Source organism: Alcaligenes sp. WGS1538 (genome assembly GCF_043187505.1).
GTDB lineage: Bacteria > Pseudomonadota > Gammaproteobacteria > Burkholderiales > Burkholderiaceae_B > Alcaligenes.
Map to the genome: position 1 here is coordinate 3,609,872 of NZ_CP171109.1, position 25,875 is coordinate 3,635,746.

The 25,875-nt window shown below is 63.9% G+C and carries 25 protein-coding genes and 1 tRNA gene; 13 read left to right on the top strand and 13 right to left on the bottom strand.

The annotated features are described in order from the left end of the window. The first annotated feature begins 9 nt into the window (after window positions 1–9). Entirely contained in the window at window positions 10–786 is a 777-nt protein-coding gene (locus tag ACF3ND_RS16825) for a Nif3-like dinuclear metal center hexameric protein (protein ID WP_394062513.1), read from the top strand. Window positions 787–977: 191 nt separating this feature from the next. Here the strand turns inward: ACF3ND_RS16825 and mscL are convergent, their stop codons facing one another. Next, the gene (gene mscL, locus ACF3ND_RS16830) at window positions 978–1,427 is read right to left on the bottom strand and encodes a large conductance mechanosensitive channel protein MscL (protein WP_394062515.1); all 450 of its coding nucleotides are present in this window, start codon (window positions 1,425–1,427) and stop codon (window positions 978–980) included. Window positions 1,428–1,551: 124 nt separating this feature from the next. Between mscL and petA the strand changes: the two genes are divergently transcribed. The 6 genes from petA to ACF3ND_RS16860 all read left to right on the top strand — a co-directional run bounded on the left by petA (window position 1,552) and on the right by ACF3ND_RS16860 (window position 7,109). Continuing rightward, window positions 1,552–2,196 carry a ubiquinol-cytochrome c reductase iron-sulfur subunit gene (petA, locus tag ACF3ND_RS16835; RefSeq protein WP_394062517.1) on the top strand — a complete coding sequence of 215 codons (645 nt, stop codon included), beginning with the start codon at window positions 1,552–1,554 and terminating at the stop codon, window positions 2,194–2,196. Between the two features lie 49 nt (window positions 2,197–2,245). After that, a complete protein-coding gene (locus ACF3ND_RS16840) occupies window positions 2,246–3,634 on the top strand; it encodes a cytochrome bc complex cytochrome b subunit (protein ID WP_394062519.1) in 1,389 nt (462 codons plus the stop codon). 19 nt (window positions 3,635–3,653) lie between these two features. Next, window positions 3,654–4,508: a cytochrome c1 gene (locus ACF3ND_RS16845; RefSeq protein WP_394062520.1), complete on the top strand. Its 855-nt coding sequence runs from the start codon at window positions 3,654–3,656 to the stop codon at window positions 4,506–4,508. Between the two features lie 127 nt (window positions 4,509–4,635). After that, a complete protein-coding gene (locus tag ACF3ND_RS16850) occupies window positions 4,636–5,244 on the top strand; it encodes a glutathione S-transferase N-terminal domain-containing protein (protein ID WP_394062521.1) in 609 nt (202 codons plus the stop codon). 7 nt (window positions 5,245–5,251) lie between these two features. Continuing rightward, window positions 5,252–5,683: a ClpXP protease specificity-enhancing factor gene (locus ACF3ND_RS16855; RefSeq protein ID WP_394062522.1), complete on the top strand. Its 432-nt coding sequence runs from the start codon at window positions 5,252–5,254 to the stop codon at window positions 5,681–5,683. A 244-nt stretch (window positions 5,684–5,927) separates the two neighbouring features. Next, the gene (locus ACF3ND_RS16860) at window positions 5,928–7,109 is read left to right on the top strand and encodes a Fic family protein (protein WP_394062524.1); all 1,182 of its coding nucleotides are present in this window, start codon (window positions 5,928–5,930) and stop codon (window positions 7,107–7,109) included. Window positions 7,110–7,236: 127 nt separating this feature from the next. Here the strand turns inward: ACF3ND_RS16860 and cysW are convergent, their stop codons facing one another. From cysW to cysP, 3 genes are read right to left on the bottom strand one after another with little or no spacing between them, the layout of a single operon-like run. Then, on the bottom strand, window positions 7,237–8,082 hold the full coding sequence (cysW, locus tag ACF3ND_RS16865) for a sulfate ABC transporter permease subunit CysW (RefSeq protein WP_394062526.1): 846 nt from the start codon (window positions 8,080–8,082) through the stop codon (window positions 7,237–7,239). Further along, window positions 8,079–8,969, bottom strand: coding sequence for a sulfate ABC transporter permease subunit CysT (gene cysT / locus ACF3ND_RS16870; protein ID WP_394062528.1), 891 nt, complete (start codon window positions 8,967–8,969; stop codon window positions 8,079–8,081). Before cysT ends, cysW begins: the two co-directional genes overlap by 4 nt. Window positions 8,970–8,972: 3 nt before the next feature. Then, window positions 8,973–9,977, bottom strand: coding sequence for a thiosulfate ABC transporter substrate-binding protein CysP (cysP, locus tag ACF3ND_RS16875; protein ID WP_394062530.1), 1,005 nt, complete (start codon window positions 9,975–9,977; stop codon window positions 8,973–8,975). Between the two features lie 245 nt (window positions 9,978–10,222). Between cysP and ACF3ND_RS16880 the strand changes: the two genes are divergently transcribed. The 5 genes from ACF3ND_RS16880 to ACF3ND_RS16900 all read left to right on the top strand — a co-directional run bounded on the left by ACF3ND_RS16880 (window position 10,223) and on the right by ACF3ND_RS16900 (window position 15,924). After that, a tRNA-Thr gene (locus ACF3ND_RS16880) sits at window positions 10,223–10,298 on the top strand. A 219-nt stretch (window positions 10,299–10,517) separates the two neighbouring features. Continuing rightward, window positions 10,518–11,474 (top strand): DUF2332 domain-containing protein, encoded by a 957-nt coding sequence (locus ACF3ND_RS16885; protein WP_394062532.1) that lies wholly within the window; start codon window positions 10,518–10,520, stop codon window positions 11,472–11,474. Between the two features lie 189 nt (window positions 11,475–11,663). Further along, a complete protein-coding gene (locus tag ACF3ND_RS16890; RefSeq protein WP_394062534.1) occupies window positions 11,664–12,854 on the top strand; it encodes a hypothetical protein in 1,191 nt (396 codons plus the stop codon). A gap of 308 nt (window positions 12,855–13,162) precedes the next feature. Next, window positions 13,163–13,636 (top strand): (2Fe-2S)-binding protein, encoded by a 474-nt coding sequence (locus ACF3ND_RS16895; protein ID WP_394062535.1) that lies wholly within the window; start codon window positions 13,163–13,165, stop codon window positions 13,634–13,636. Continuing rightward, the gene (locus ACF3ND_RS16900) at window positions 13,633–15,924 is read left to right on the top strand and encodes a molybdopterin cofactor-binding domain-containing protein (protein WP_394062537.1); all 2,292 of its coding nucleotides are present in this window, start codon (window positions 13,633–13,635) and stop codon (window positions 15,922–15,924) included. Before ACF3ND_RS16895 ends, ACF3ND_RS16900 begins: the two co-directional genes overlap by 4 nt. A gap of 50 nt (window positions 15,925–15,974) precedes the next feature. Here ACF3ND_RS16900 and ACF3ND_RS16905 read toward each other — a convergent pair whose 3' ends face one another. The 9 genes from ACF3ND_RS16905 to panB all read right to left on the bottom strand — a co-directional run bounded on the left by ACF3ND_RS16905 (window position 15,975) and on the right by panB (window position 24,637). After that, on the bottom strand, window positions 15,975–17,654 hold the full coding sequence (locus ACF3ND_RS16905) for a copper resistance protein CopC (protein ID WP_394062539.1): 1,680 nt from the start codon (window positions 17,652–17,654) through the stop codon (window positions 15,975–15,977). A gap of 123 nt (window positions 17,655–17,777) precedes the next feature. Continuing rightward, entirely contained in the window at window positions 17,778–18,317 is a 540-nt protein-coding gene (locus ACF3ND_RS16910) for a YcnI family protein (protein ID WP_394062541.1), read from the bottom strand. Window positions 18,318–18,380: 63 nt separating this feature from the next. Further along, window positions 18,381–18,800, bottom strand: a complete 420-nt coding sequence (locus ACF3ND_RS16915; protein ID WP_394062543.1) for a DUF2946 family protein — start codon at window positions 18,798–18,800, stop codon at window positions 18,381–18,383. 70 nt (window positions 18,801–18,870) lie between these two features. Further along, the gene (locus tag ACF3ND_RS16920; RefSeq protein WP_394062545.1) at window positions 18,871–20,016 is read right to left on the bottom strand and encodes an alpha-hydroxy acid oxidase; all 1,146 of its coding nucleotides are present in this window, start codon (window positions 20,014–20,016) and stop codon (window positions 18,871–18,873) included. Window positions 20,017–20,100: 84 nt separating this feature from the next. Continuing rightward, window positions 20,101–20,685: a peroxidase-related enzyme gene (locus ACF3ND_RS16925; protein ID WP_394062546.1), complete on the bottom strand. Its 585-nt coding sequence runs from the start codon at window positions 20,683–20,685 to the stop codon at window positions 20,101–20,103. Then, window positions 20,682–21,209, bottom strand: a complete 528-nt coding sequence (locus ACF3ND_RS16930) for a CMD domain-containing protein (RefSeq protein WP_394062548.1) — start codon at window positions 21,207–21,209, stop codon at window positions 20,682–20,684. The genes ACF3ND_RS16925 and ACF3ND_RS16930 overlap by 4 nt, the downstream gene beginning before the upstream one ends. Before the next feature lie 92 nt (window positions 21,210–21,301). Next, on the bottom strand, window positions 21,302–22,738 hold the full coding sequence (locus ACF3ND_RS16935; protein WP_394062549.1) for an FAD-dependent oxidoreductase: 1,437 nt from the start codon (window positions 22,736–22,738) through the stop codon (window positions 21,302–21,304). Window positions 22,739–22,785: 47 nt separating this feature from the next. After that, window positions 22,786–23,751, bottom strand: coding sequence for a LysR family transcriptional regulator (locus tag ACF3ND_RS16940; RefSeq protein WP_394062551.1), 966 nt, complete (start codon window positions 23,749–23,751; stop codon window positions 22,786–22,788). 64 nt (window positions 23,752–23,815) lie between these two features. Further along, window positions 23,816–24,637 (bottom strand): 3-methyl-2-oxobutanoate hydroxymethyltransferase, encoded by an 822-nt coding sequence (panB, locus tag ACF3ND_RS16945; protein ID WP_394062553.1) that lies wholly within the window; start codon window positions 24,635–24,637, stop codon window positions 23,816–23,818. A 384-nt stretch (window positions 24,638–25,021) separates the two neighbouring features. On the opposite strand from panB, the gene ACF3ND_RS16950 reads away from it, so the two are divergent. After that, window positions 25,022–25,867 (top strand): aldo/keto reductase, encoded by an 846-nt coding sequence (locus tag ACF3ND_RS16950; protein WP_394062555.1) that lies wholly within the window; start codon window positions 25,022–25,024, stop codon window positions 25,865–25,867. The last annotated feature ends 8 nt before the right edge of the window (window positions 25,868–25,875 follow it).

Genomic DNA, 25,875 nt, shown 5'->3' on the forward strand with positions numbered 1-25,875 from the left:
AGGATTTCCATGACACAGGTTTCAACTGCCGATCTGGCCAACTGGCTGGACACCACCCTGGATGCCGCCCGGTTCAAGGATTACTGCCCCAACGGCCTGCAGGTGGAGGGCAAGCCCGTCATCCGCAAACTGGTCACCGGCGTGACCGCATCGCTGGCACTGGTGGACGCGGCCATCGCCCGCCAAGCGGACGCCATCCTGGTGCACCACGGCTGGTTCTGGAAGAACGAGAATCCCTGCATACGCGGCGCCAGGAAAACGCGCATCGAACGCGTCCTGCAGCACCAGCTTAACCTGCTGGGCTACCACCTGCCCCTGGACGCCCACCCGGAATTCGGCAATAACGCCCAGCTGGGGCGCCGGCTGGGGATAGAGCCGCTGCGCGATGAACAAGGCCGACCCCGCACCTGCGGCCCGGACGGACTGGTCTGGCTGGGCGAAATGGCGGAGCCGGCGACCCTCGAAACCTTTCGCCTGACAGTTTGCAGTAATTTACAACGTGAGCCACTCGTTGTTGGGGATTTACAACGAAACATACGCCGCATCGCCTGGTGCACGGGCGGAGCGCAGGGTTTCATCGACGCCGCGATCGAAGCCGGCGCGGACCTGTACATCACCGGCGAGGCCTCGGAACAGACCTTTCACAGCGCCCAGGAGAACGGCATCGCCTTCATGGCGGCGGGTCATCACGCCACGGAACGCTACGGCGCCAAGGCCCTGGGCGAGGAGATCGCCCGGCGCTTTGGCATCGAGGTCGAGTTCGTGGATCTGGACAATCCCGTATGAACGGCGGACAGGCGCGCTGACATGACGCTGAACAAGGTTTTATGCGGCTGACAGCTAGACACGGCCCGGTGAAGAAGGGCTAAAATCAAGTATCCGGCAGCGACCCGACTTGGCATTGCCGGCTGGTTTGCATGAACAAAAAAGGGTGCCTGACGACACCCTTGCTCTAGCGCATTGATCAGGCAACGCCTTTATTTCTTCAGCGAATCCCGGATCTCGCGCAACAACAGCACGTCCTCGGGGGTTGGCTCAGGAGCGGCTTCCTCCTTCTTGACCACGGTGTCGCGCATGCGGTTGACCATCTTCACCATGCAGAACACCACGAAGGCCAGCAGGATGAAATTGATCAGAATGGTCAGGAAGTTGCCCCACGACAGGATAACGGCGCCCGCCTTGGTCAGGGCATCGAAGGTTTCAGGGCCGCTGTAGCCTTCGGGCAGGCGCAAGACCGTGAATTGATTGGTGAAATCGACTTCGCCCCCCAGTATGAAGCTGATGACGGGCATGATGATGTCCTTCACCAGCGAGTCGATGATCTTGCCGAACGCGGCCCCGATGATGACACCGACCGCGAGGTCTATCATGTTGCCCTTGACTGCAAACTCCCGGAATTCGTGGAGAAAACCTCGAGCCTTGTTCATATGTTCACCTTTGATCAAGTCATGCTGTGCTGGGTAACGCTATAATACGCGGTTGAATAATATACCCAGGCCCAAATCCGTAAATTGTGGTATGCCCGAATCGGGCAGGAATAAGGATACTAGAATGAGTCAGATTACGACACAGCCCGATGACATAGGCGCGGTTGATCCCAACCTTCCGCCCGATCCTTCGCGCCGCACCTGGGTCGCCACCGCCTGTGCGTTAGGTGGTGTCGCTGGTGTGGCCACCGCTGTTCCTTTCGTCAGCTCCTTTGCTCCGTCCGACAAGGCCAAGGCCGCCGGCGCGCCCGTGGAAGTGGACATCTCCAGCATCGCCCCCGGCGAAATGCGCACCGTGGAATGGCGCGGCAAGCCCGTCTGGATCCTGCATCGCACGAAAGAGCAGCTGGACGCCCTGCCCAAGCTGGACAGCCAGCTGGCCGACCCCAATTCGGACCGCCCCGGCTTCACGCCCGCCTACGCCAAGAACGAGTACCGTTCGCGTCGTCCTGAAATCTTTATCTGTATCGGTATCTGCACCCACCTGGGCTGCTCGCCAACGCCCCACCTGGCCGCCGGCGCCGGCGCCGGCCTGCCTGGCGGCTGGGAAGGCGGCTTCCTGTGCCCCTGCCACGGTTCGACCTTCGACCTGGCCGGCCGCGTCTACAGCAACAAGCCCGCGCCCGACAACCTCGAAATCCCGCCCTACCAGTTCTCGGCCGACGGCACGATGGTCACGATCGGCGTGGACGAAGACAACAAGGCCTAAGGCGGCTGTAACCCAATACGTATTCATTAAAAGATAAAGGAGCCGTTTCATGGCTGGCGAGAAAACCGTCGAAACGACAGGACTCTTGGGATGGATTGACAGGCGTTTCCCCCTGACATCCCTGTACAAGGAGCACATGTCGGAATACTACGCTCCGAAGAACTTCAACTTCTGGTACTTCTTCGGTTCCCTGGCACTGCTGGTGCTGGTCATCCAAATCGTGACCGGGATCTTCCTGGTCATGAACTACAAGCCCGACGCCAAGCTGGCGTTCGAATCCGTCGAATACATCATGCGCGAAGTGCCCGGCGGCTGGATCATCCGCTACATGCACTCCACCGGCGCCTCCATGTTCTTCGTGGTGGTGTACCTGCACATGCTGCGCGGCCTGTTCTACGGCTCCTACCGCAAGCCCCGCGAACTGGTCTGGATCTTCGGCGTGGCCATCTTCCTGTGCCTGATGGGCGAAGCCTTCATGGGCTACCTGCTGCCCTGGGGCCAGATGTCCTACTGGGGCGCCCAGGTGATCGTGAACCTGTTCTCGGCCATCCCCTTCATCGGTCCTGACCTGGCCATCTTCATCCGCGGCGACTACGTGGTGTCCGACGCCACCCTGAACCGCTTCTTCGCCCTGCACGTGATCGCCATTCCCCTGGTCCTGCTGGGCCTGGTCGTGGCCCACCTGATCGCCCTGCACGAAGTGGGTTCCAACAACCCCGACGGCGTGGAAATCAAGAAAGGCCCCAAGGACGCCCAAGGTCGCCCCCTGGACGGCATTCCATTCCACCCCTACTACACCGTGCACGACATCTTGGGCGTGGCCGGCTTCCTGATCGTGTTCGCCGCGATCCTGTTCTTCGCGCCTGAAATGGGCGGCTACTTCCTGGAGTTCAACAACTTCACCCCGGCCGACGCCCTGAAGACGCCTCCGCACATCGCCCCGGTCTGGTACTTCACGCCGTTCTACTCGATGCTGCGCGCCACCACCGCCGACTTCACCTGGATCCTGGCCGGCGCCTCGGTCATCGCCGCCATCGCGCTGTTCGTCAAGGGCAAGCTGCCCGGCATCTGGCGCGTGGCCGTTCCCGCCATCCTGATCGCCATCGCCGTGCTGTTCCGCATCATCGACGCCAAGTTCTGGGGCGTGGTGGCCATGGGCGGCGCGGTCGTGATCCTGTTCTTCCTGCCCTGGCTGGACGCCTCGCCCGTCAAGTCGATCCGCTATCGTCCCACCTGGCACAAAGTGCTGTACGCGATTTTCATCGTCAACTTCCTGATCCTGGGTTACCTGGGCACGCAAGCACCTAACGATCTGTTCAACCTGCTGAGCCAGATCGGCACCGTGATCTACCTGGCCTTCTTCCTGCTGATGCCGGTCTGGAGCCGCCTGGGTACGTTCAAGCCCGAACCTGATCGCGTGACCTTCCGCCCTCACTAGGCCCACAACACGTAACGGAATGACCATGATTAAAAAACTGCTTGGCGCTCTGGCCTTGTCCCTGACCTGCACGGTGGCTGTCGCCGCCGAGGGCGGCTATGCTCTGGAGCGCGCTCCCAACCGCATCAACGACATGGCTGCGCTGCAAAATGGCGCAAAACTGTTCGTCAACTACTGTCTGAACTGTCACAGCGCCAACTCCATGCGCTACAACAAGCTCACGGAAATCGGCCTGTCCGACGAAGACATCAAGAAGAACCTGCTGTTCACCTCGGACAAGGTGGGCGACCTCATGAAGATCGCCATGACGCCGGAAATGGGCAAGAAGTGGTTCGGCGCCGCGCCGCCGGACCTGTCCGTGATCGCCCGCGCCAAATCCGCCAACCTGGGCCCCACCGGCACGGACTACATCTACACCTACCTGCGCACGTTCTACCGCGACGCTTCCCGCCCCACCGGCTGGGACAACCTGGTCTTCCCCAGCGTGGGCATGCCCCACGCCCTGTGGGAGCGCCAGGGCGGCGTGACGCTGCACCGCACGACCGTGGCCGAAGAAGCCAAGGACGACGGCAGCAAGCAGTGGGTCAAGACCACCGCCACCTACGATCCCTTCGGTTTCTCCACAGTCACCAAGGAACCGCTGGCCAACTACACCGGCCATGCCACGGACTCCGTCAAGCTGGAGCCCGTCAACGCCAAGCAGGCCGCCAAGTTCGACAGCGACGTGGCCGACCTGGCCAACTTCATGGGCTGGATGGCCGAACCCGCCCAGCTGGTGCGCAAGAAGATCGGCGTGGGCGTGATGCTGTTCCTGCTGCTGTTCTTCGCCGTCGCCTGGCGCCTGAACAGCGTGTTCTGGAAAGACATCAAGTAACACGCTATGCTAGTCGGGCTGGCCGCCAGGCCTGCCCGGCTTCCCGTTTGCCAAGGCCCAGCCGCGCGGCCTTGTTTCTTGAGCCGTGAGGCTCTTGTTTTTATTTCTACGACTGGAATCCCATACCATGATGGTGCTCTACTCTGGAACGACCTGCCCTTTCTCGCAACGCTGCCGTTTCGTGTTGTTTGAAAAAGGCATGGATTTCGAGATCCGCGACATCGACTTGTACAACAAGCCTGAAGATATCGCCGTCATGAACCCCTACGGACAGGTGCCCATCCTGGTCGAACGCGACCTGATCCTGTACGAATCGAACATCATCAACGAATACATCGACGAGCGCTTCCCCCATCCGCAGCTGATGCCCGCGGACCCCACCATGCGCGCCCGCACCCGCCTGTTCCTGTACAACTTCGAAAAGGAACTGTTCGTGCACGTGGCCGCCCTGGAAGACCGCCGCAACACCGACCCCAAGGCCCAGGACCTGGCCCGCCAGCAGATCCGCAACCACCTGGCGCAACTGGCCCCCATCCTGCTCAAGAACAAGTACATGCTGGGTGAAGAATTCTCCATGCTGGACGTGGCCATCGCCCCCCTGCTCTGGCGCCTGGACCACTACGGCATCGAACTGCCCAAGAGCGCCGCGCCCGTGCAGAAGTATGCCGAACGCGTATTCTCGCGTCCCGCCTATATCGAGGCGCTGACGCCCTCCGAAAAAGTCATGCGTCGCTGATCCCATCATGCAAGAAACCTCGACCAAGCCCTACCTGCTGCGCGCCCTGCACGAATGGTGCACCGACAACGGCTACACGCCGCACATCGTCGTCACCGTGGACGCCAATACCGTGGTCCCGCGCGGGCACATCCAGGACGGCCAGATCACCCTGAACATCGGGCACCTGGCCACCAACCGCCTGGTCATGGGCAACGACTACATCGAATTCCAGACCCGCTTTGGCGGCGTCACGGAAGACATCTTCGTACCCGTCGCCGCCGTGTCGGCCATCTACGCCCGCGAGACGGGCGCCGGCATGGGCTTTGACGTGGTGGAGTCCGAGCCCTACCCAGGCGGCGATACGCCCGACGCCGCCTCCGAAAAGGCCGACGATGCACCCGCCCCCGCCAAGGATGGCGACGGCAGCAAGGTTTCGCACCTGAAGATCGTCAAGTAAGCACGCACGACGCACACGCAACAAGGGCCCCGCATGGGGCCCTTGTGCTTTTTGTTCCTCGCAGAAGTCCTCTCGACGCCGCACCGAATTGGTTCTGCCTGACCTCACCGATCACTGCGAGGCTCACGCAAAGACGCATGGTCAATGTTGATATTGACCGTTATTTAAGAGCACTTACCTTAACGCACTCACTATTTAAAAAAAATGGATTTGCTTAAATAAAAGCACAACTCCATAATGGGGCATGCCTGAATCTTCCCCCACCCTTCGGCTAGGACGCTTTGTCGAAGCCCCTGTTGCGGGCGAGCTCGTGCGCGCCTTTGTACCGCCGCCGCTGCCTCCGCAACCGCCCATCGATGTACTGGCCCTGCTGGAACGACTAAGCTTAGCGGAACGCGCACTGGGACGTCTGGACGGCATCACGATGCTGCTCCCGCGTCAGGAACTGTTCCTCTATATGTATGTCAGGAAAGAAGCAGTCCTCTCATCCCAGATCGAAGGTACGCAATCAACTCTTTCGGATTTGCTCCGTTTCGAAACCGAAGCGCAAGCGGGCCAGCCAATCGACGACATTCGTGAAGTATCAAACTACGTCGATGCGATGATGTATGGTTTGGAACGACTGAAAGAGTTGCCCCTGTCCTTGCGCCTGATTCGCGAAATGCACGCGCGACTGCTTCAAAGTGGGCGCGGCGGCACGAAAAACCCCGGCGAATTTCGACGTTCACAGAACTGGATAGGCGGGTCGCGCCCGGGCAACGCGCTTTTCGTACCGCCGCCGCCCGCCGAGATGGCCTCTTGTCTTGATGCTCTTGAACGCTTCATGCATGAAGACCAGTCGCGGCTACCGGCACTGGTTAAGGCAGGTCTGCTGCACGTCCAGTTCGAAACCATTCATCCGTTCTTGGACGGTAACGGCAGGATCGGCCGCCTGCTGGTCACCCTTTATCTGTGCGTCAACGGAGTGCTGCGCAAACCGTTGCTCTACCTGAGCCTTTATCTCAAAACTCATCGCACGGACTATTACCGCCTGCTTCAAGAAGTGCGCGAGCACGGCGCATGGGAAGCCTGGCTCGACTTTTATCTCGCCGGCGTCGCAGATACAGCCAATCAGGCGTTCGACGCCGCCACCCGGATCGTCGATCTATTCAAGGAAGACCGCGAACGGATCACCGCGCAAAGTGACCGACCTGGCTCAGCCCTACGCGTCCATGATCTGTTTCAACAGCACCCCTATTTAACAGCCAGTCAACTCGTCCAACAAACAGGCCTTTCGACTCCGACGGTCAATGCAGCGCTCTCTGACCTGGAACGGCTCGGCATTATCAAAGAAATCACCGGTCGCAAACGGGGCCGCGTTTTCAGCTATCAGCAATACCTCGCCATTTTGAGCGAAGGCACCGCCCCCCTTCCCGCAGCGATCTGACGACAAGAGCGGATTTATCTGAGCGCTCCCGGCACGCGTCGAGTCGGACATCAAAGCAGGCCATATCGATACAAAATGCCGTTACAGGCGCCCACGTAGGCCACGCACTGACTGAGGCTGAACTTCCTCAAGTCTGCACCGCCTCGGCCTGGTTGCGGCGCCGTGCGGCGGCCACGCGCCATTCCAGCAGGCTCTTGAGCATCACCGACACAATGGCGAAGGTCGCCAGCAGGGCGGCGGCCGTGAAGGCGGCAGCGGCCTTGTTGTCGTTGTTGAGCTGGTCCACCAGCAGGGACAAGGTGAGGGTCTGGTTCATGATGGTGCCGGACACCACCGACACCGCGCCGAACTCGCCGATGGCGCGCGCATTGGTGAGCACCACGCCGTATATCAGCGCCCACTTGATGTCGGGCAGGGTGACATGCCAGAAGATCTGCCATCCATTGGCGCCCAGGCTGAGCGCCGCGGCTTCCGCATCCGAACCCTGGGCCTGCATGACCGGGATCAGGATGCGCGCCACATAGGGCGTGGTGACGAAGATCGTGACCATGACGATGCCCGGCCAGGCGAACATCAACTGAATGTCGTGACCGCTGAACCATTGGCCCAGGGACGTCTCCACCCCATAGACCACCAGATAGCACAGGCCGGCCACCACGGGCGAGACCGCATAGGGAAGGTCCACCAGCGTGCTCAGCAGGCGCCGCCCGCGAAACTGGTAATGCGTCAGGCACCAGGCCAGCAGGATGCCGAAGACCATGTTCAGCGGCACCGTCACCACCGCCACGAACAGCGTCAGCCCGATGGCGTGCAGCATGAAGTCTTCCCGCAGGTTGGACCACAAGGCCGGCAGCCCGTCGCCCAGGGCCTTGGAGAAGATCAGCAGCAGCGGCACCACCAGCAGGCCCAGCACCAGCACGATGCCCACGGCCAGGATCAGGCGGTCCGCCAGACTCTTGGGTGCTTTTCTCATGCGCCCCTCCGTTGCCAGCCCAGCAGGCGGTTCTGCACCAGCTGCAAAGTGAAGAGCAGCAGCAGGGACGCCAGCAGGATCACCGAAGCAATGGCCGCCGCCGCCGGATAGTTGAATTCCTGCAGGCGCACGAAGATCATCAGCGAGGACACTTCGGTTTTATAGGGAATGTTGCCGGCGATCATGATGACCGCGCCGAACTCGCCCAGGCTGCGTATGAAGGCCTGGGACGCGCCGGTCACCATGGCCGGGATCAGGGGCGGGAACACCACCTTGTAGAAGGTCTGCCAGCCCGTCGCCCCCAGGGTCTGGGCGACTTCCTCGTATTCATCGCCCAGCTCCTCGATCACCGGCTGCACGATGCGCACCACGAAAGGCAGGCTGGTGAAGGTCATGGCGACCACGATGCCGGGATACTGGTAGGCGATCCTCCAGCCTTCGGGCAGGAACTGGCCGAACCAGCCGCCGGGCACGAACAGGGTCGCCAGGGTCAGGCCGGCCACCGAGGTCGGCAGGGCGAAAGGCAGGTCCACCAATGCGTCGATCAGCCGGCGCCCCGGAAAATCGAAACGCGTGATGATCCAGGCGATGATGAAGCCCACCACGCTGGCGATCACCGTGGAATAGAAGGCCGCGCTGATGGTGACCTGGTAGCTGCTGAGCACGCGCTTGTCGGTGACGGCGCGCCAGTAGTCGGCCATGCTCATGTCGCTGACATACATGAACAGCGCCGAGAGCGGCAGCAGGACGATGATGGACAGGTACAGGACGCTGAAGCCGAAGCTCAGGCCAAAACCTGGGATGACGGGGCGGCGCAGGAAAAAGACGGGTTTGACCGCAGGCGCCGCCAGGGGCGCTGCGGTCGGGTCCACGAGGGAACGGGTCATCGGTTATTTCGCGAGCAATTGGTCCAGAATGCCGTTGGCTGCGAAATGCTGGCTCTGGATGTCTTTCCAGCTACCCAGCACGTCCGTGGGGTTGATCAGCTTGACCGGCGCGTATTTGGATTCGAATTCCTTCGCCACGGCAGGATCAGTCACCCGATAGTTGAATCCTGCCAGCAGACGCTGGATTTCAGGAGTGTACTGGAACTTCAGGTATTCCGTCGCTTCTTTACGCGTGCCCTTCTGGTCCACGACCTTGTCCACCACGGCGACCGGGAACTCGGCCAGCACGCTGACGGGCGGCACCACGATTTCCAGCTCGCTGCCCTTGAACTCGTCGCTGCCGGCGATATTGATGACTTCGGATTCAAAGGTCAGCAGCACGTCGCCCTGGCCGTTCTGTGCGAAGGCCACCGTCGCGCCGCGGCCGCCCGTGGGAAAGCTCTCCACATTGCCCAGCACCTTGCGCACGAAATCCTTGATCTTGGCTTGGTCGCCGCCGAACTTCTCGTTGGCGTAGAGCCAGGAAGCCAGGTAGGTGTAGCGGGCGTTGCCGGACGTCTTGGGGTTGGGGAACACTAGCTTCACATCGTCGCGCACCAGATCATCCCAGGACTTGATGTTCTTGGGGTTGCCCTTGCGTACCAGGAAGGCGATGGTGCTGTAGTACGGCGAGCTGTTGTTGGGGAACTTGCTGGCCCAGTCCTTGGCCACGGCGCCGCGTTCGGCCAGGAACTCGATGTCCGTCACCTGGTTGAAGGTCACCGTGTCCACCTTCTTGCCCTGGATGATGTCCTGGGCCTGGCGGGACGTGCCGGCGAACGACTGGTCGATCTTGATGTCCTGGCCGGTAGTGGCTTTCCAGTGCTCCACGAACTTGGGATTGATGGCGGCGAAGGTCTCGCGGGCCACGTCGAAGGAAGCATTGAGCAAGGTGACCTGCGCGCCGGCCACGCCGCCCAGCAGCGAAGACAAGAGCAGAGCGGAACCGACCACGGACTTCAATTTCATGTTTTTCCCCTGGGAGCCCGATGCGGGCCCGTAGCATCACAACGTGTTCTGCGGCCCGGCGTATATAACCAAAGCCTTGATGGATTTCATTATGAGTAGGGGATAAAGCATTTAAAACGAACTTTTTATCATTCCTTTATAACCAGAAAGCATGAACCTTCCGGCAGCCCCTCTCGGAGAGGCGCCCCCGGCAGTCCACGGCCTGATTGCCTGTTCACGCAGAAGCCCGTTATAATCCCCAGTTCGCCGGCTTAGCTCAGTTGGTAGAGCAGCGCACTTGTAATGCGAAGGTCGAGGGTTCAACTCCTTTAGCCGGCACCAACAGCTTCAAGCAAAACGCCAACCCTTCGGGTTGGCGTTTTGCTTTTCAAAGGCTGTATTTCGAGGCCAAACCTGATCACTTACAGGCAAAAAGCAAGTTTACGGTACCTCTTCTTGATACTCTAGAATGCTGAACGAGCAGCTATCCTGAATGCCCAGGACGGCAACATCGCCTTGCGTGGGGAGCATCTCGTGTTCAACGTCCAGAGGAGCAAGCAAGTGCATGAACTTGCCGAACGTTACCGACTGTTTGCCAGGACCGAGGCGGCAGGCCGATCGCCTCTTTATGAGCGGCTTTCCATACATGTCTCGCAGTCGCCTGCGGCACTGGCCCTCCTGAGCACATTGCCGCCGGACAAACGGCAGCCCAACCTCTTCTTTGCCGCTCTCAGGCGAGTGGCCGACACCCCTCTTTCCATAGACGCATTCGAGAAATCGCTGGCGGAACACGCCGCTGCGATAAGGCAGGTCATGCTCTCGCGGTCAACGCAGACCAACGAACCAGGCCGATGTTCCGTCCTGTTGCCGTCGCTGGCGAGCATCACTGGCGATGTGGCGCTCATTGAAGTGGGGGCCTCTGCGGGGCTGTGCCTGCTTTTCGAAGAATATGGCTTCGACTGGGGAGCACGTCGCTTATTGCCGCGCCAGGGCGCTGCAGCGCGTCCCATCTTCCCCTGCAAGGTCACTGGAACGGCGCCTTTACCCATCGAATATCCGAACATCGTCTGGCGCGCCGGACTCGACTTGAATCCAGTCGACCTCCGCAATGACGACGATGTCGCCTGGCTGGAGCTGCTGGTGTGGCCTGAAGATGCGGACAGGCTGGAACGATTGCAAGCAGCGATTCGGATCGCTCGCAGCAAGCCGCCCCGGGTGGTGAGAGGCAATCTGCTCCGCGACTTGAAGGGTTTGATGGCCCAGGCGCCGGCCGAAGCCACTGTGGTGGTGTATCACTCCGCTGTACTCAGCTACATCGCTGACCAGGACAGCCGGGACGAATTCGCTGAAACAATGCTGGCAGCCAACTGCGTCTGGATCAGCAATGAAAGCCCCAGAGTCTTTCCCCAATTCGCCCGAGACCTTGAGCCCGCGCCTGATGGAATGTTCCTGCTGACGGTCAATGGCCGGCCACAAGCTTGGACATCGCCCCACGGGCGTGAACTGCATTGGATCTGAGGCGAAGATGGGCATCCGGATCACTCGAACGGCACGAAAACCCGGCATGAGGCAAGCAAGGAACGCCTTTTGGTAACACAGTAGCCCCGCCCAGCAATCTCTCGTTACCTGCGGACGAAAATGTACGCCAGTCCGGAATTTTTGAATCTAAGCTGGGAATTGAGCGCTGCATATACCCAGGAGGGGCTTATGCCATTCGTATTCGTCCACGGCGTCAACAGTCGCAGGGATGCGGACTATGGCCGTGAGGAGCAGGTTCGGGCGGCGTTTCTCAGGGAGATCGTCGCTCCCGCCGCCGGGATCGATGCCCGGCACCCCATCTTCGCGCCGTACTGGGGCGATGACGGGGTCAGGTTCTGGCATGACCTGGCGGTGATTCCCAAAGGCAGCGAGATGGAGTCTCTGACAAGGGACGACCAGGAGCCGCCGCCATCGCTGGGCATCGCCATGGCGGATGGCACGGTGCAGGCCGGAGACACCCTGGATGCGGTGGCGCGGCGCAGTCCCGACACCGCCGTCGATCTGCTGTTCGATGCCGTCATCCAGCAAGCCCGATCCCAGGCCGACATGCTCGCTGTGGCCAGGGCCTACCGCGTGGCGCAGAACCGTCTGGCCGACACCGCAGAGCCTTGGTTGGCGCAGCCCACCATGAATGGCGTGCTGGAACAGGTACTCGATGTGGTCAGCCCAATGCAGGCCGCCGGTGAAGAGGAGGCATTCCATGACGCGGGCTTGAGGAGCATGCTCGAAGAGGGAGCGAAGCGCCTGATACTGCTTGGCCCCGACCAGATCTCCCATGCCTTCGTGCTGCCCTTGCGGCGCCCTCTGACGCGCAAGGCCGCCACCCTCATGGGCGACACCTTCCGCTATCTGGCCGAGCGCGGCGACGGCGCCAAGCCCGGCCCCATCGCCGCGACGATTCTCCAGTCGCTGCGGCAGGCCCATGACCTGGCCCGCTCGAGCAGGGAGCCGCTGGTGGTCATCTGCCACAGTTTCGGCGCTGAAATCGTCTACGACGTCCTCACCCATTACGTGGAAGGTTCTGATCTGGAGGTCGATGCCTGGGTAACCGTGGGGGCTCAGGTGGGATTGTTCGAGGAAATGTCGCTGCTGTGGACCAGTCCCGGGCGCACAGACCGCAACAAAACCCCGCACGAGGCCATCGCCGCGCCCAGGCGTGCGAAGCGCTGGCTGAACATCCTGGACACCAATGACTTGCTGGGCTTTCTGGTCCTGCCGACCTTCACCGGGACCTCAGCCGGCACAGTGCATGACTTCAAGTACGATACCGGCCGTTTCTTCATCGGCGCCCATTCCGGGTATTTCAAATGGCCAAGCTTCTACAAGCGATTGGCGCAGCGTATCGGCGAGACCCTGTGAACAGGGATGTTTACTTAAGATCGTAGAAACAGAATCACGCCAGCAAGAAAAGCATTTACCCAGCTCGGGTTAACACCGGCAGCCACTCGCGAGGCAGGGTCAAGAAGCTGATCCCGAGCAATCAAAAATCAAAAACAAAAACATCTGCCTTACAACTCCGCCGCCAGGCCGGGCATGAGGATCTTTATACTGCTATAAACCTCGCTAATTAATGACGGCCTGGATTTGCCAGCATAATCCTGGACTTGCGAGACAGGCTGCGCCCAAGGGGTCGCTGGACGCAGCGTCATCCACTCCAAGGAGGCCCTATGGCGACACTTCACATCAATGGTCGGGACTGGGAGGTCGACGTTCCCGACGACATGCCGCTGCTCTGGGTGCTGCGCGACGAACTGGGCCTGACCGGCACCAAGTTCGGCTGTGGCGCAGCCTTGTGCGGCGCCTGTACGTTGCACATGGACGGCGCCCCCGTCCGCGCCTGCGTCACCCCCGTCGCGGCAGCGGCCGGACGCGCCATTTCCACCATCGAAGCTCTGGAAACGGACCGGGTGGGCAGAGTGCTGCAGCAAGCCTGGCTCGAGCACAGCGTCGCCCAGTGCGGCTATTGCCAGGCGGGACAGATCATGGCGGCCGCCAGCCTGCTTCAGGCCACGGCAACGCCCACCGACCAGCAGATCGACGAAGCGATGAACGGGAATATCTGCCGTTGCGGCACCTACCCGCGCATCCGCGCCGCCATCACCGACGCGGCAGGCCGCCTGGCGCAAGGAGAACACTCATGACCGCGGCCACCCTGCTCTCCCGGCGCCGATTCCTGCAAGGCTCCCTGGGCGCACTGACACTGGCCGTGACGGCCAGAGGACTGGTCTCGGCCTGTTGGGCCGCCGACGCCCCGGCGCAAAAATTCGGAGCGGACTCCATGCCCGGCGGCACCGTGGATGATCCGCTGATTTTCGTTTCCATTGCCGCGGACGGCCTCGTCACCATCGTGGCTCACCGAGCGGAAATGGGCACCGGCGTGCGCACCAGCCTGCCCATGGTGGTCGCCGACGAAATGCAGGCCCGCTGGGACCGTGTGAAAGTCATCCAGGCCCCGGCTGACGAAGCCCGATATGGCAACCAGAACGTGGACGGTTCGCGCAGCATGCGGCACTTCCTGATGCCGATGCGCAGGGTGGGCGCCGCCGCCCGCCAGATGCTCGAATCGGCCGCCGCGGCGCGATGGGCGGTGCCTGTGACCGAGCTCAGGGCCGAGCAACATGAAGTCGTGCATGCCCCCACGGGCCGCCGCCTTGGCTTTGGCGAACTGGCTGCCGAGGCGGCCCGCTTGCCCGTGCCTGCGGTCGATGCCCTCCGGCTGAAAGAACCCGCGGACTTCCGCTATATCGGCAAGGGCCAGGTCCGGCCGGTCGACCTCGAGGCCATCGGCAAAGGCCGGGCGCTCTACGGCATGGACATGCGCCTGCCGAGCATGGTCTATGCCGTGGTGGCGCGTCCCCCCGTGGTGGGCGGCAAGCTGCGCCATGTCGATTCGACCCGGGCGCTGGCGGTGCCCGGCGTGCTCAAAGTCGTGACGATTCCCGCGTTCGAGGGCGCGCCCGGCTTCCTGCCCCTGGGCGGCGTGGCCGTCGTGGCTCGCAACACCTGGGCGGCCCTGCAGGGGCGCTCGGCGCTGGACCTGGAATGGGAAGACGGCCCCAACGGCAGCTATGACTCCGCTGCCTATCGCCGGATGCTTGAAGCCGCGGCCCGAGCGCCGGGCAAGGCGATGCGCGTACAAGGCGATGTTGCCCGGGAATGGAAGAAAGCGTCCGATGACCGGCGCCTGAGCGCCGATTATTATGTGCCGCACCTGGCCCATGCATCGATGGAGCCGCCCGCGGCCACGGTCCGGATCCAGGGCGGAAAGGCCGAGGTCTGGACCTCGATCCAGAACCCGGCTGCCGCGCAGGACGCCGTGTCGGCGCGCCTGAAGCTCAAGCCCGAAGTCGTCAAGGTCAACGTCCTGCTGCTGGGCGGCGGGTTCGGCCGCAAGTCCATGCCCGACTTCGTGGATGAAGCCGCCATCGTCGCCCAGGCCATGCCCGAAGGCACTCCGGTGAAACTGATCTGGACCCGCGAGGACGACATCCAGCACGATTATCTGCACACCGTGTCCGTAGAGCGTCTGGAAGCCGTCATCGACGGCGACGGCCAGGTCCGCTCCTGGCTGCACCGCAGCGCCGCGCCCACCATCGCGTCCCTGTTCGATCAGAACGCACAAGGACAGCAACTGTTCGAATCGGCCATGTCGGCCATCAACATGCCCTACCAGATCCCCAATGTGCGCGTGGAGACCGCCGCCGTGCCGGCGCATGCGCGCATAGGCTGGTTCCGCTCGGTGGCCAACATCCCGCATGCCTTCGCCGCGCAATGCTTCATTGCCGAACTGGCGCACCATGCAGGCACGGATCACAAGCAGTTTGCGCTCGAGCTGATCGGGCCGGCGCGCAGGATCGATCCGGGCTCCTTGGCCGACACCTGGAACTACAGCGAGTCGCCGCAGCGCTACCCCTATGACACCGGCCGCCTGCGAGCCGTGATCGAGGCCGCCTGCCAGGGCGCCGGCTGGGGACGGAAGCTGCCCGAAGGTCATGGATTGGGGCTGGCCTTCTGCTACAGTTTCATGAGCTACACAGCCACGGTGATCGAGGTCGCCGTCAAGGAGCAGGGCAAGGTGCAGGTGGTGGCCGTGGACATGGCCCTGGACTGCGGCCCGCAGATCAATCCCGAACGGATCCGCGCCCAGATGGAGGGCGGAGCCGTCATGGGCCTGAGTCTGGCGCTGGCCAGCGAGATCACCTTCGAGAAAGGCCGGGTGGTGCAGAGCAACTTCCACGATTATGAAGTGCTGCGCCATGGCCAGTCGCCCCGCGTGATACGGACCCATCTGGTCAATAACGACCACAGCCTGCCGCCCGGCGGCGTGGGCGAGCCGCCGGTGCCGCCCGTGGCGCCCGCCCTGTGCAACGCGGTGTTCGCCGCGACCGGCAAGCGCATGCGCAGCCTGCCCATCCGCATGCTTGCCTGACTCCCCTCAGGCCTTGCACGCCTGGGGCTGCGGGCCGGCCCCATCCCGCATTATTCCTTCATCCGCACAGTCGTTTCCAGCCGCACGCGATCGAAGTCCGAAATCAGCACATCGATGCGCACCTGCCAGTCCGGCTGATAGGGCAATTGCAGATTCTGCACATGCCAAAGGCCTTCGCTGACCCGTTCAGCGGGAAAACTCAGAGGCTCGAGGCCCGCGGCCGGATTGGAGAAGACGACATCCACTTCCTGGGCGGCCAGGGGCTGTCCTGCGGGATTAGTCAAAGTGATCTGCAGCTCGCCCGACCCGCTCGACCCGCCGGCGACGCGGGAACCTGGCGCCGCTGGAGCTGGCGCGCGCAGGGCCAGCTCTGCCATGGCGTTCGAGCCATGGACATGGGCCATCACGACAGTTCGCGCCGTTGAGGCGGCCGACGCAGCCAGGGCGCGTGGCGGCGGCGTGAACCGCCAGAGCGCCGCCACCGCCAGGATCATCAGCGCCAGCAGGCATTCGATGCGTATCACGCGCCGCATGGCCAGCCGGGGCGCGATCTCCCGCCGCAGAACGGCGCTTGTCAGCCGGTAGCGGTTGTGCGCTCCCAGCCCCAGCATCAAAGCCACCAGGGCCAACTTGCCCAGAAGGACCCGCCCGTACGCGCTTTGCCAGAGCGAAGCCATCCCATCCAGCTGCACGTAGACCAGGACGCTGCCGGCCCCGAACAGGACCAGCAGCACCAGCGGAATCCAGCGGGAAAAGCGCTGCAGCAGCAAGAGGTCCGGGCTGTCGCCCAGGCCCGACGCCAGCGGCCACAGGAACCCGACCCACAATGCGACGGCTACGACATGCAGCCATACAGCGGGCATGGACAGCCAGGCGGGCGGCGCGGCGCTGGCGTGTCCCGTGGAGGCAAAGGAAGCGCCCAGCAACACGATGGCCGCCACGGCCATGATGCCCTGGCGTAGGGGAGTGCGCCGGCCCGGCGCCAGCGCGGCACATGCCAGGGCGGCCAGGGCCAGCAAGGCTGACGTTCCAAACGACGAGGCCCACACGGCCGTCCATGCCGCTGCGCTGAAGAAACCGGCAAGGGGCAGGTCCAGGGCGTCGACGCCCCAGAGGCCGGCATTGAACAAGACCATTGTCGCGCCCAGGGACGCGCTCCAGCGCAGCGTGCGCCGCAATTGGCGACGCGATGAAGTCAAGGCCTGGGCAGCGGCCAATCCCGTGCTCAGGAACAAGGTCGCGCAGGCTAGCCAGCGGGCCAGCCAGATCAGCACGTCCCGCCCCCGCTCGCCCTGCCCGGCTTGACTTGCGTCCCTGTCCTGGATCCCGATGGAAAACGTCACCGTGCCGCCGACAGGGTGGCCGTCGGCGGACGCTACGCGCCAGCTCAAGGCGTAGGTCCCCTGCATGTCCAGCCTGGGCATGGGCAGCGCCAGGCCATCGGGCAGAACCTGCGCATCGGCAAGCGCCACGCCCTGCCCGTCCGGCTGAATCAGCTTCAGTACCAAGGGCGACACCGGCTCGTTGAACCGCAACCGGACCTGCTCCGGGGCCTGCGTCAGCACCGCTCCTGCCTGCGGACTGCTGCTTATCAGCGCCGCGTGGGCGGCCGCCCGCGGCGACCACGCGAGCGCGCCCGCCAAGAGGAACAACGCCATGAACCAGGCGCGCGCCCGATCCGGCAGCCGCCCATGCCGGCATGCCCGGACATCGAAAGTGTTTGTCTGCATCACGCCCCCTTCCATGCGCTTCACGTTGGCTACGCTTCAGCCCCGATCCGTCTGTCCGACCCGCCAGCCGGAGCAGGCTCAACCTTGCAGTCGGGCCACGGCCGGCGGGGCCTGCGAGTCAGCTCAAGGCTTGGGCAGGAGTTTCAGGGCGGGGGCAGGAGAATCCGAATGATCGTCCGCCGGCTTCTGACCTGGCGCAGGCTGGTCTATCCACCGCGTCAGGCCTTGCTCGCACTCCTGTACCACAGGGAAATACAGGGTGGTATCCGGCTTCAAGGCGCTGCTCAGGTAAGCGACGAACACGAACTCGTCATAGTGATCGTCGGGCAGGGAACCGCCGGACCAGACGACCTCCTTCACGCCGGAGCTCACCGGTGCCCCGTAAAGGGTATAGGCGCGGCCATAGTCGCCCGTCACCGTCTGGAGCGTCCACCCGGCTTTGGGCTGCGGCTTGACGCCCAGCACGCCATCGGGAATGCGCACGCGCAGCTTGACGGTGGGAGAACCTTTGCAGCCGTGCGGCACCTTGAACACGGCCTTGTAGCTGCTTTCGACCGGGGCCTGGCGGGTCTCCAGCGAGACGTGGGCGAACACGGCGGATGGAACCAGCACCAGGGCCGCCGCCGCGGCGGCCAGGCGGCTGGAAATGACATGAATGGACATGGAAGAACCTCGAGATCAGTATCGTTGAATGCTTGGCCGCACAAGAGCGGCCGTGGACGAACATCACACGAGAGAAGCAGGCGGAGCGCGCGAACCCAGAGGCGGACCCAGCGCCGGCAAGGGCGGCAAGGCCCGATACGGAGGTTGGAGCGAAACAGGGCGATAGGTCACGACGCCCACCGGCAAAGGCGCGTCCTGGTCGGGCAGCGCGGCCTGGGCGAGCAGCAAGCCGAAGGGGCAATCCAGGCCGGCGGCATGGTCATCCTGGGAAGTTTTCCCGGCCGCATCCGGCGAGCCCGCCCATAGGGTCGTGACCACTCCCTGCGCCGTACAGAAAGTCATGGCAAGCCCGTTCTGCTCCGACAGTCCCGGCATGTAGCCCGCAGGCACGACCGCCCGGCACGCGAACGCCAGAAGGGCCAGGCAGAACAAGGCCTGCCAGGCCGCTTCAGACGTGCGCCGAACGGAAATGAAAGCGTGCATGCCGCACAGTATATGACAGGCTTTCCGGCCCGCCCGCAGCGCATTTGTTACCGGCCCGCGGCCGGGGACCCTAGCGGCCCTGGACGGGAACTCCCTCCCCCAGGCATTGGTCCAGTTCGTCCGGGCGACTCGCTCCCAGCAGGGTCATGGTACGCAGCAGTTCCTGGGCCACGATATCCAGCACGCTCGCCACGCCTTGCTCGCCCCCCTGGGCAAGTCCATAGGCGACCGGGCGCCCCAGGAAGACGCCCTGCGCGCCCCAGGCCAATGCCTTGGCCACGTCGGCTCCTCGCCGGAAACCGCTGTCGATGAAGACCGGCACGCGATCCCGCACGACGTCCATGATCGCCGGAAGCGCCGAAATGGCCGAAGGAGCGACGTCCAGCTGCCGGCCCCCGTGGTTGGACACGATCAGGCCGTCGACTCCATGCTGCAATGCCTGGCGGGCGTCCTGCGGATGCAGGAGGCCTTTGATCAGCAAGGGACCGTCCCACTTCGAGCGCAACCAGGTCAGGTCTTCCCAGATGAGGGAGCGATCCATGGTGCGCGACAGCAAGGCCGCCTGCGCCTGGGCCGAGGTCGCGCCGCTGGTGGGCGCCAGGTTCACGAACTGCGGCGCGCCGGCCAGGGCCTGACGCCTCAGCCAGCCAGGGTGGAGGGCCATGTCCAGCAGCAGGCGCGGACCGGGGCGGAACGGCAGCTTGAAACCATGGCGCACGTCTTTCTCGCGGTAACCGCCGACCGGCACGTCCACGGTCAGGACCAGCGCCTCGAAGCCGGCCTCGCGGGCGCGATCCAGGATGGAGTCCGCCATGCCCCTGTCCTGCATGACGTACAGCTGCATCCAGCAAGGCCCGTCGGTGGCCTGGCGAACATCCTCCAGCCGGCTGTTGGAGGCCGTGGACAGGACATACGGCAGGCCCGCCCTGCCCGCCGCGCGGGCAGCCAGGATGTCCCCCCTGGGCCTGACCACGTCGATCAGCCCGACCGGCGCCACGCCGAACGGCGCGCTCCACGCACGGCCGAACACCTGCACGGCCGTCGAGGCCGCGGCCGTGTCGCGCAGGCTGCGCGGCAACAGGGTGATCGCTTCCAGATCCCGGCGATTGCGCTGCAGGCAGAGCTCGTCCTCCGCCGCGCCCGCCACATAGTCATAGACGAAGCGCGGCAAGAAGCGCTGCGCCGCCTGCCGGTAATCATCAATATTCAGCTTCATATGCTCCAACGCCCCTGTCCGGGACCAGGCTTGCTGGTCCCGATTCGAATTATTTATTGAGGCTTGAAGTATATGGCTGAACGGTCAGGCCTGTGGCGACGATTCGCCCAGATTGTGCATCAGGCGATTGGCCCAGCCGAAGATGGCGGCCGAGTTGATCAGGTCCAGGATCTCGGCGTCGCTCAGACCCTGGGCCTGCAAGGCGGCCATGTCCTGGGCGTCCAACTGGTCGGGAGCCTCGGTCAGCTTGACGGCGAAGGCCGCGATGGCGCGCTCCCGGTCCGTGGCGCCCGCGCTGCGCGGATCCTCGAACACCTGGTGCACGGTATCGTTGCGCTTGGCCAATTGTTCGAAGCGCTGGGCGTGCACGGAGGCGCAATAGGCGCAGCCATTGATGCGCGAGACCGTCAGGGCCGCCAGCTCGCGCTCCGCGCGCGGCAGGCCGCCCGGCGCGTACATGATGGCGTTATAGGCTTCGGAACGCTGCTGCAGGATGGCGGGCTGATGCACCAGGAAGCGGTAGTAGTCCATTTCCTTGGCCTTGGGATGGCTCATCTCCAGCACGGCGATCTGTTCGGGCGTGGCGCGCTCCAGATCGACCACGTCCAGCCAGGCGGTCCAGTCCAGATTCTCGTTGGTGAAACCGTTCTTGCGGATGATCTCGCTCATGCCTGCTCCTTGCGCTGTTGCAATGCCAGCAGACCGGCCAGCATGCGGATCTGATAGGACAGGTAGGCGATCAGTTGCGCCACCGTCACCACGTCGGGCGTCCGCAGGCCGGCGGCCTGCAAGGCCTGCAAAGCGGCCTTGTCGCCCTGCACCGGCGTCAGGATCAGGATGCGGGTGAAGACCAGCATGGCGCGCAGGCGCGCATCCTGGACCGCGTCCAGCCTGTCCTGCTCCAGTGCCGTCACCAGCTCCGGCGACACGCCGGGCTGGCCGGCCAGTTGCTCCCGGTAATAGCCGCCCAGTCGCTGCGCCCGCGACAATACGCAGGCATACAAGGCGATGCTCAATCGGTCCTGCAAGGATACCTGGCCCAGTTCAGGCTGGAAAAACAGCTCCTGGCTGCGCTGGATGGCGTCGGTGGCCTTGGCCCGGGCATGGCGCAAGGCATGCAGGTCATCACCGGGGCCCACGCCCAGCAACTGGTCGATCAGGTCGGCGGCGGCCGCCTCGTCGTGTTCAGTCATGGTCTCTCCTGTGGCGGCATCCGCCGCACGGTTTTTATCATCCGGCGCCTCGAGGCGGTTCAGTGGCCATACCCCTGCGGCGCCGCTCCTCATCAATCCTGCGCAGGCGCCCACTCGTCGCCGTAGACTTCAGGCTCGTCATAGGCCTGCAGGCGCTCGAAATGGATAGGCGCATCTTCCACGAACAGCTGGCGGCACAGCCCCTGCGACAGGCGCAAGGCTCCATCGCTGATGGCGGGGATGTCCCCCGACACCTGGCCGTGGGTCAATGTGGCGGGATAGCAGAAACAATGCACGCGCTCCAGGCCCGGCATCTGGCCGGGCTCGCGCGGCTGGAACTCGAACAGATCGCCCAGGTCCGGCGATTCGCGCAGCTCCTGGCTTTCCTGGCCGGCGGGTTCGGCGAAGCGGTCGCCCCAGACGCGGATGGCGGGCGCGATCGTGCGGTATTCAGGCCGCGAGCGCCAGTCCACCTTGAAGCCGGTGGCGAAGATCACGAAATCGTAGCGGCGCTCGCCGCGCTTGGTTTGCAGGATGACCTGCGTGCCGTCCATGGCCGCGCCCTGCACGCCCGCATCCAGGTAGAAGCGCGCATTGGCATGGCGCGACACGCGCAGCACGCTGCCGCGCGGCGGCGGCACCTGCTGCTCGCCGATGTAGTGCCGGATCTTCCATTTCCATTCATCCGGCAAGCCCAGCGTGCCATGCACGGCGCCAGGGCTGCCCAGGCCTTTGCCTTTATTCACGCGGGGAATGTCGGCGCGGCGGATCAGCAGGTCCACGCCGAGGGCCCCGTTCTCCAGCGCCGTGGCGGCGCTGTCCATGGCGGAGGCGCCTGCGCCGATGACGGCCACGCGCTTGCCGCGCAGCTCCGCATAGTCCATGACGTCGGAAGAATGCGCCCGCGCGCCGGACGCGATGGCCTGCGCCCAATCCGGCAGGCTGGGGCCGCCCAGGCCGGCGCGACCGGTGGCCAGGACCACATGGCGGGCCAGCATGTCGAATTCGCCCTGCGCGCCGCGTATGCGCAGACGCACGTGATCGGCGCTGGGCACGATATCCAGCACTTCATGTTCGTTGGCGATGGCTATTCCATTGACCTGGCGGTACCAGCGCAGGTAGTCCATCCACTGCAGGCGGGGAATCTTGTCGAGCTCCTCCCAGGCCTGGGCGCCGAACTGGGATTCGAACCAGGCGCGGAAGGTCAGCGCGGGAAAGCCCAGGGCCGGGCCGGTCAGCTGCTTGGGAGAGCGCAGGGTCTCCATGCGCGCCGTGGTCGCCCAGGGGCCCTCGAATCCGGCGGGCGCCTGATCGTAGACCTGGACGCGCAGGCCCAGGTTCTTCATGGCGTTGGCCAGGGCCAGGCCCGCCATGCCGCCGCCCACGATGGCTGCGTCCAGCACGGCCTGTCCAGCGATGGAGGTCTCGGGCACCCAGGGCTTGGCGGGCAGGTCCAGCCAGGCGTAATCCTGGCGCACGCGCGCCTCCAGCGCGGCCAGACCATCGGGTATCGGAAATTCTGCTGTCATGGTGTCTGCAGGCGGTCCAGGCCGCCTTCTGGAAAAAACGAATCGGCTCAGAGAGAGTCAAACGGGTCGTGCGTGCTGGGCAGGCCGGTGTCATCGCCCAGCACGAAGCGCGGAATGAATTGCAGCACGTACTGGCGCAGCGCCTCCACCAGGCGCTGCGCGTCGGGGCGCAGTTCGCGAGACTTCAGGGACACCACGCCCATCATGTAGGGCACGTGGATGTCGATGGGGCGCAGCTCCACGTTCCTCATGGGCACGCCGTGCGCCGTGAAGGGGTCGATCAGGGACACGCCCACGCCCTGCCCCACCAGGGCCAGGCCCTCCAGGGACGAGGTCACTTCGATGTGGCGGATATCATCGGGAGCCTCGGGACTGGCGCGCAGCAGGGCCGTGGCCAGGGTATGGCGCAGGCGATGCCGGTTCTGAACGGCGATCAGCGGCATGCCGCGGATTTCGCTCAGGCGCACGGTCTCGCGCCCGGCCAGGGGGCTGCTGGCGGGAACGCCCAGCAGGCAGGGGCTCTGGCCGGACCAGTGCAGGGTGCAACTGTCGATGTCCAGCGGCAGACTGGTGACGCCCAGGTCGGCTCGGCCTTCATCGATGGCCTGCACCACCTCTTCGGCGTTGACCGTGTCGATGATCAGCTTCTGCTTGAAGGCGGGATCATGCTGCTCCATCAGGCCCAGCACCTGGGGCAGCAGACCGACGGCCAGCGCGCGCGTGGCCACGATGCGCAAGGGGCGCAGACCGCCGCGGGCGATCTCCAGCGCGCGGCTCTGCAGCACCTCCAGGTTCATCAGGACGGGGCGCGCTTCCAGGTAGAACTCGCGCCCCTGCTCGGTTAGGGTGACCTGGGGCCGCGTGCGGGTGAACAGCCTGAAGCCCAGCTCCTGCTCCAGTTCCTGGATCTGGCGGCTGACCACGGGCTGCGAGCGGTCCAGCAGGCGTCCGGCAGCGGTGACGCTGCCGGCGGACATCACGGCCGCAAAGGCCTCAAGCTGTCGGATTTCCATGTCGCTTTATGTGGATACTGCATTTATGAACATGGAATATTCTAATACGGAATAGTTTGCCGCACTAGCGTTTCACGCCGAAACAATGTTCCAGCGACGGAAAAGTCCCGGCGCGCACCTCGGCGCCGTATTGCGCGGCGGCCTGGGAGATCAGCGCGCCCACGTCGGCATAGGGCTTGGCGAATTTCGGGATCTTGCCGCTGGTCAGCCCCAGGATGTCCTCGGTGACCAGCACCTGGCCGTCGCAGGCGGGCGAAGCGCCGATGCCGATGGTGGGAATGGCGATGGACTCCGTGATGCGCCGGCCCAGTCCTTCGGCCACGCCTTCCAGCACCACGCCCCAGGCGCCCGCCTGGGCGTGCGCCACCGCGTCTTCCAGCACGCGCTGGGCGGCGGCGTCATTCATGCCCTGGGCCTTGTAGCCGCCCATGGTGTTCACGTACTGCGGCATCAGCCCGACGTGGGCCAGCACCGGCACGCCGCGTTCCACCAGGAAACGCGTGGTTTCGGCCATGACCTGTCCGCCTTCGAGCTTGACCGCCTGGGCGCCGCTGGCGGCCAGCATGCGCGAGGCATTGGCGAAGGCCTGCTGGGGGGACTGCTGGTAGCTGCCGAAGGGCATGTCCACCACGATGCAGGCGTGCTGCGTGGCGCGCACCACGGCGGCGGCGTGCGCGGCCATCATGTCCACCGTGATGCTCAGGGTGTCCGGCATGGCATAGCCCACCATGGCCGTGGAGTCGCCCACCAGAATCATGTCCATATGCTCGTCCAGCATGCGCGCGATGGGCGCAATGTAGGCGGTCAGCGAGGCGATCTTCTGCTTGCCCTTGTAAGCCATCAAGGCGGGTACGCTCAGGCGCGCCTGCGTGCTGTGTACGCTCATACTTACTCCAACTTAAGCCCATTTATCAAAATATGGGAATATGAATGATGCTAATTGCAAAACGATAGATAAAAATCCATTCCGCGCCTATATAATCGGCGCAGGAAAAAAAACAATAAGCCAACTTCCTGCCCGCACACAAGGTCCGTGTGCCCATCCCTCGCGGATTCTCGTCTTTTTTCTTTTTTATCGCCGGGCCGCCGGAGCGCCCGAGATAGAAAACGCCCCCTTGGGGCGGCAAGCCGAAGGCGCGGCGCGAGGGTAAATTTTTTTGCTTTACGCACCTGCGCGGTCCGCCGTCTGGACCGCGCAGGGCCTCGCCGCGCGGCATTCGCGCCGGTTGTCCGCCATCCGGTCTGCCGCGCAGAAACCTAGGAGAAACCTATGTCCACTACACCCCCTACCATTACCTTCCACGACGGCAACACCGCCCCGCAACTGGGCCTGGGCGTCTGGCAGGTCGAAGCCGCCCGCACGGCCGACGTCGTCTGCAGCGCCATCGAAACGGGGTACCGCCTGATCGATACGGCCGCCATCTACGGCAACGAAGCCGAGGTCGGCCAGGGCATACGCCAGTCCGGCCTGCGACGTGAGGAACTGTTCGTGACCACCAAGCTGTGGAACGACATGCACGGCCACGAGAACACCCAGAAGGCCTTCAAGGAGAGCCTGGACAAGCTGCAACTGGATTATGTGGACCTGTACCTGATCCACTGGCCCGTGCCCAAGATCGGCCAGTTCGTGCAGTCCTGGGAAATGCTGATCAATTTGCGCAACGAAGGCCTGATCAAGTCCATCGGCGTGTGCAACTTCCAGCCGCATCACCTGCAGACCCTGCTGGACAAGACCGGCGTGCTGCCGGTGCTCAACCAGGTCGAGCTGCACCCCGGCTTCCAGCAGTCCGAGCTGCGCCACTACCACCATGATCACGCCATGCAGACCCAGGCATGGAGCCCGCTGGGACTGGGCACGCTGTGGGACAATCCGGTGCTGCAGCGCATCGCCGAAAAGCACGGCCGCACGCTCGCACAGATCGTGCTGCGCTGGCAGGTGCAGCTGGGCAATATGGTGATCACCAAGTCGAACTCCCCCGAGCGCCAGCGCGAGAACTTCGACATCTTCAGTTTCGAGCTGAGCGCCCAGGACATGGCGGACATCGCCGCCCTGGATCAGGCCGGCGGCCGCCTGGGCCCGGACCCCGAACTGTTCCGCCTGCCCAAGGCCGCCTGATCAGGCGC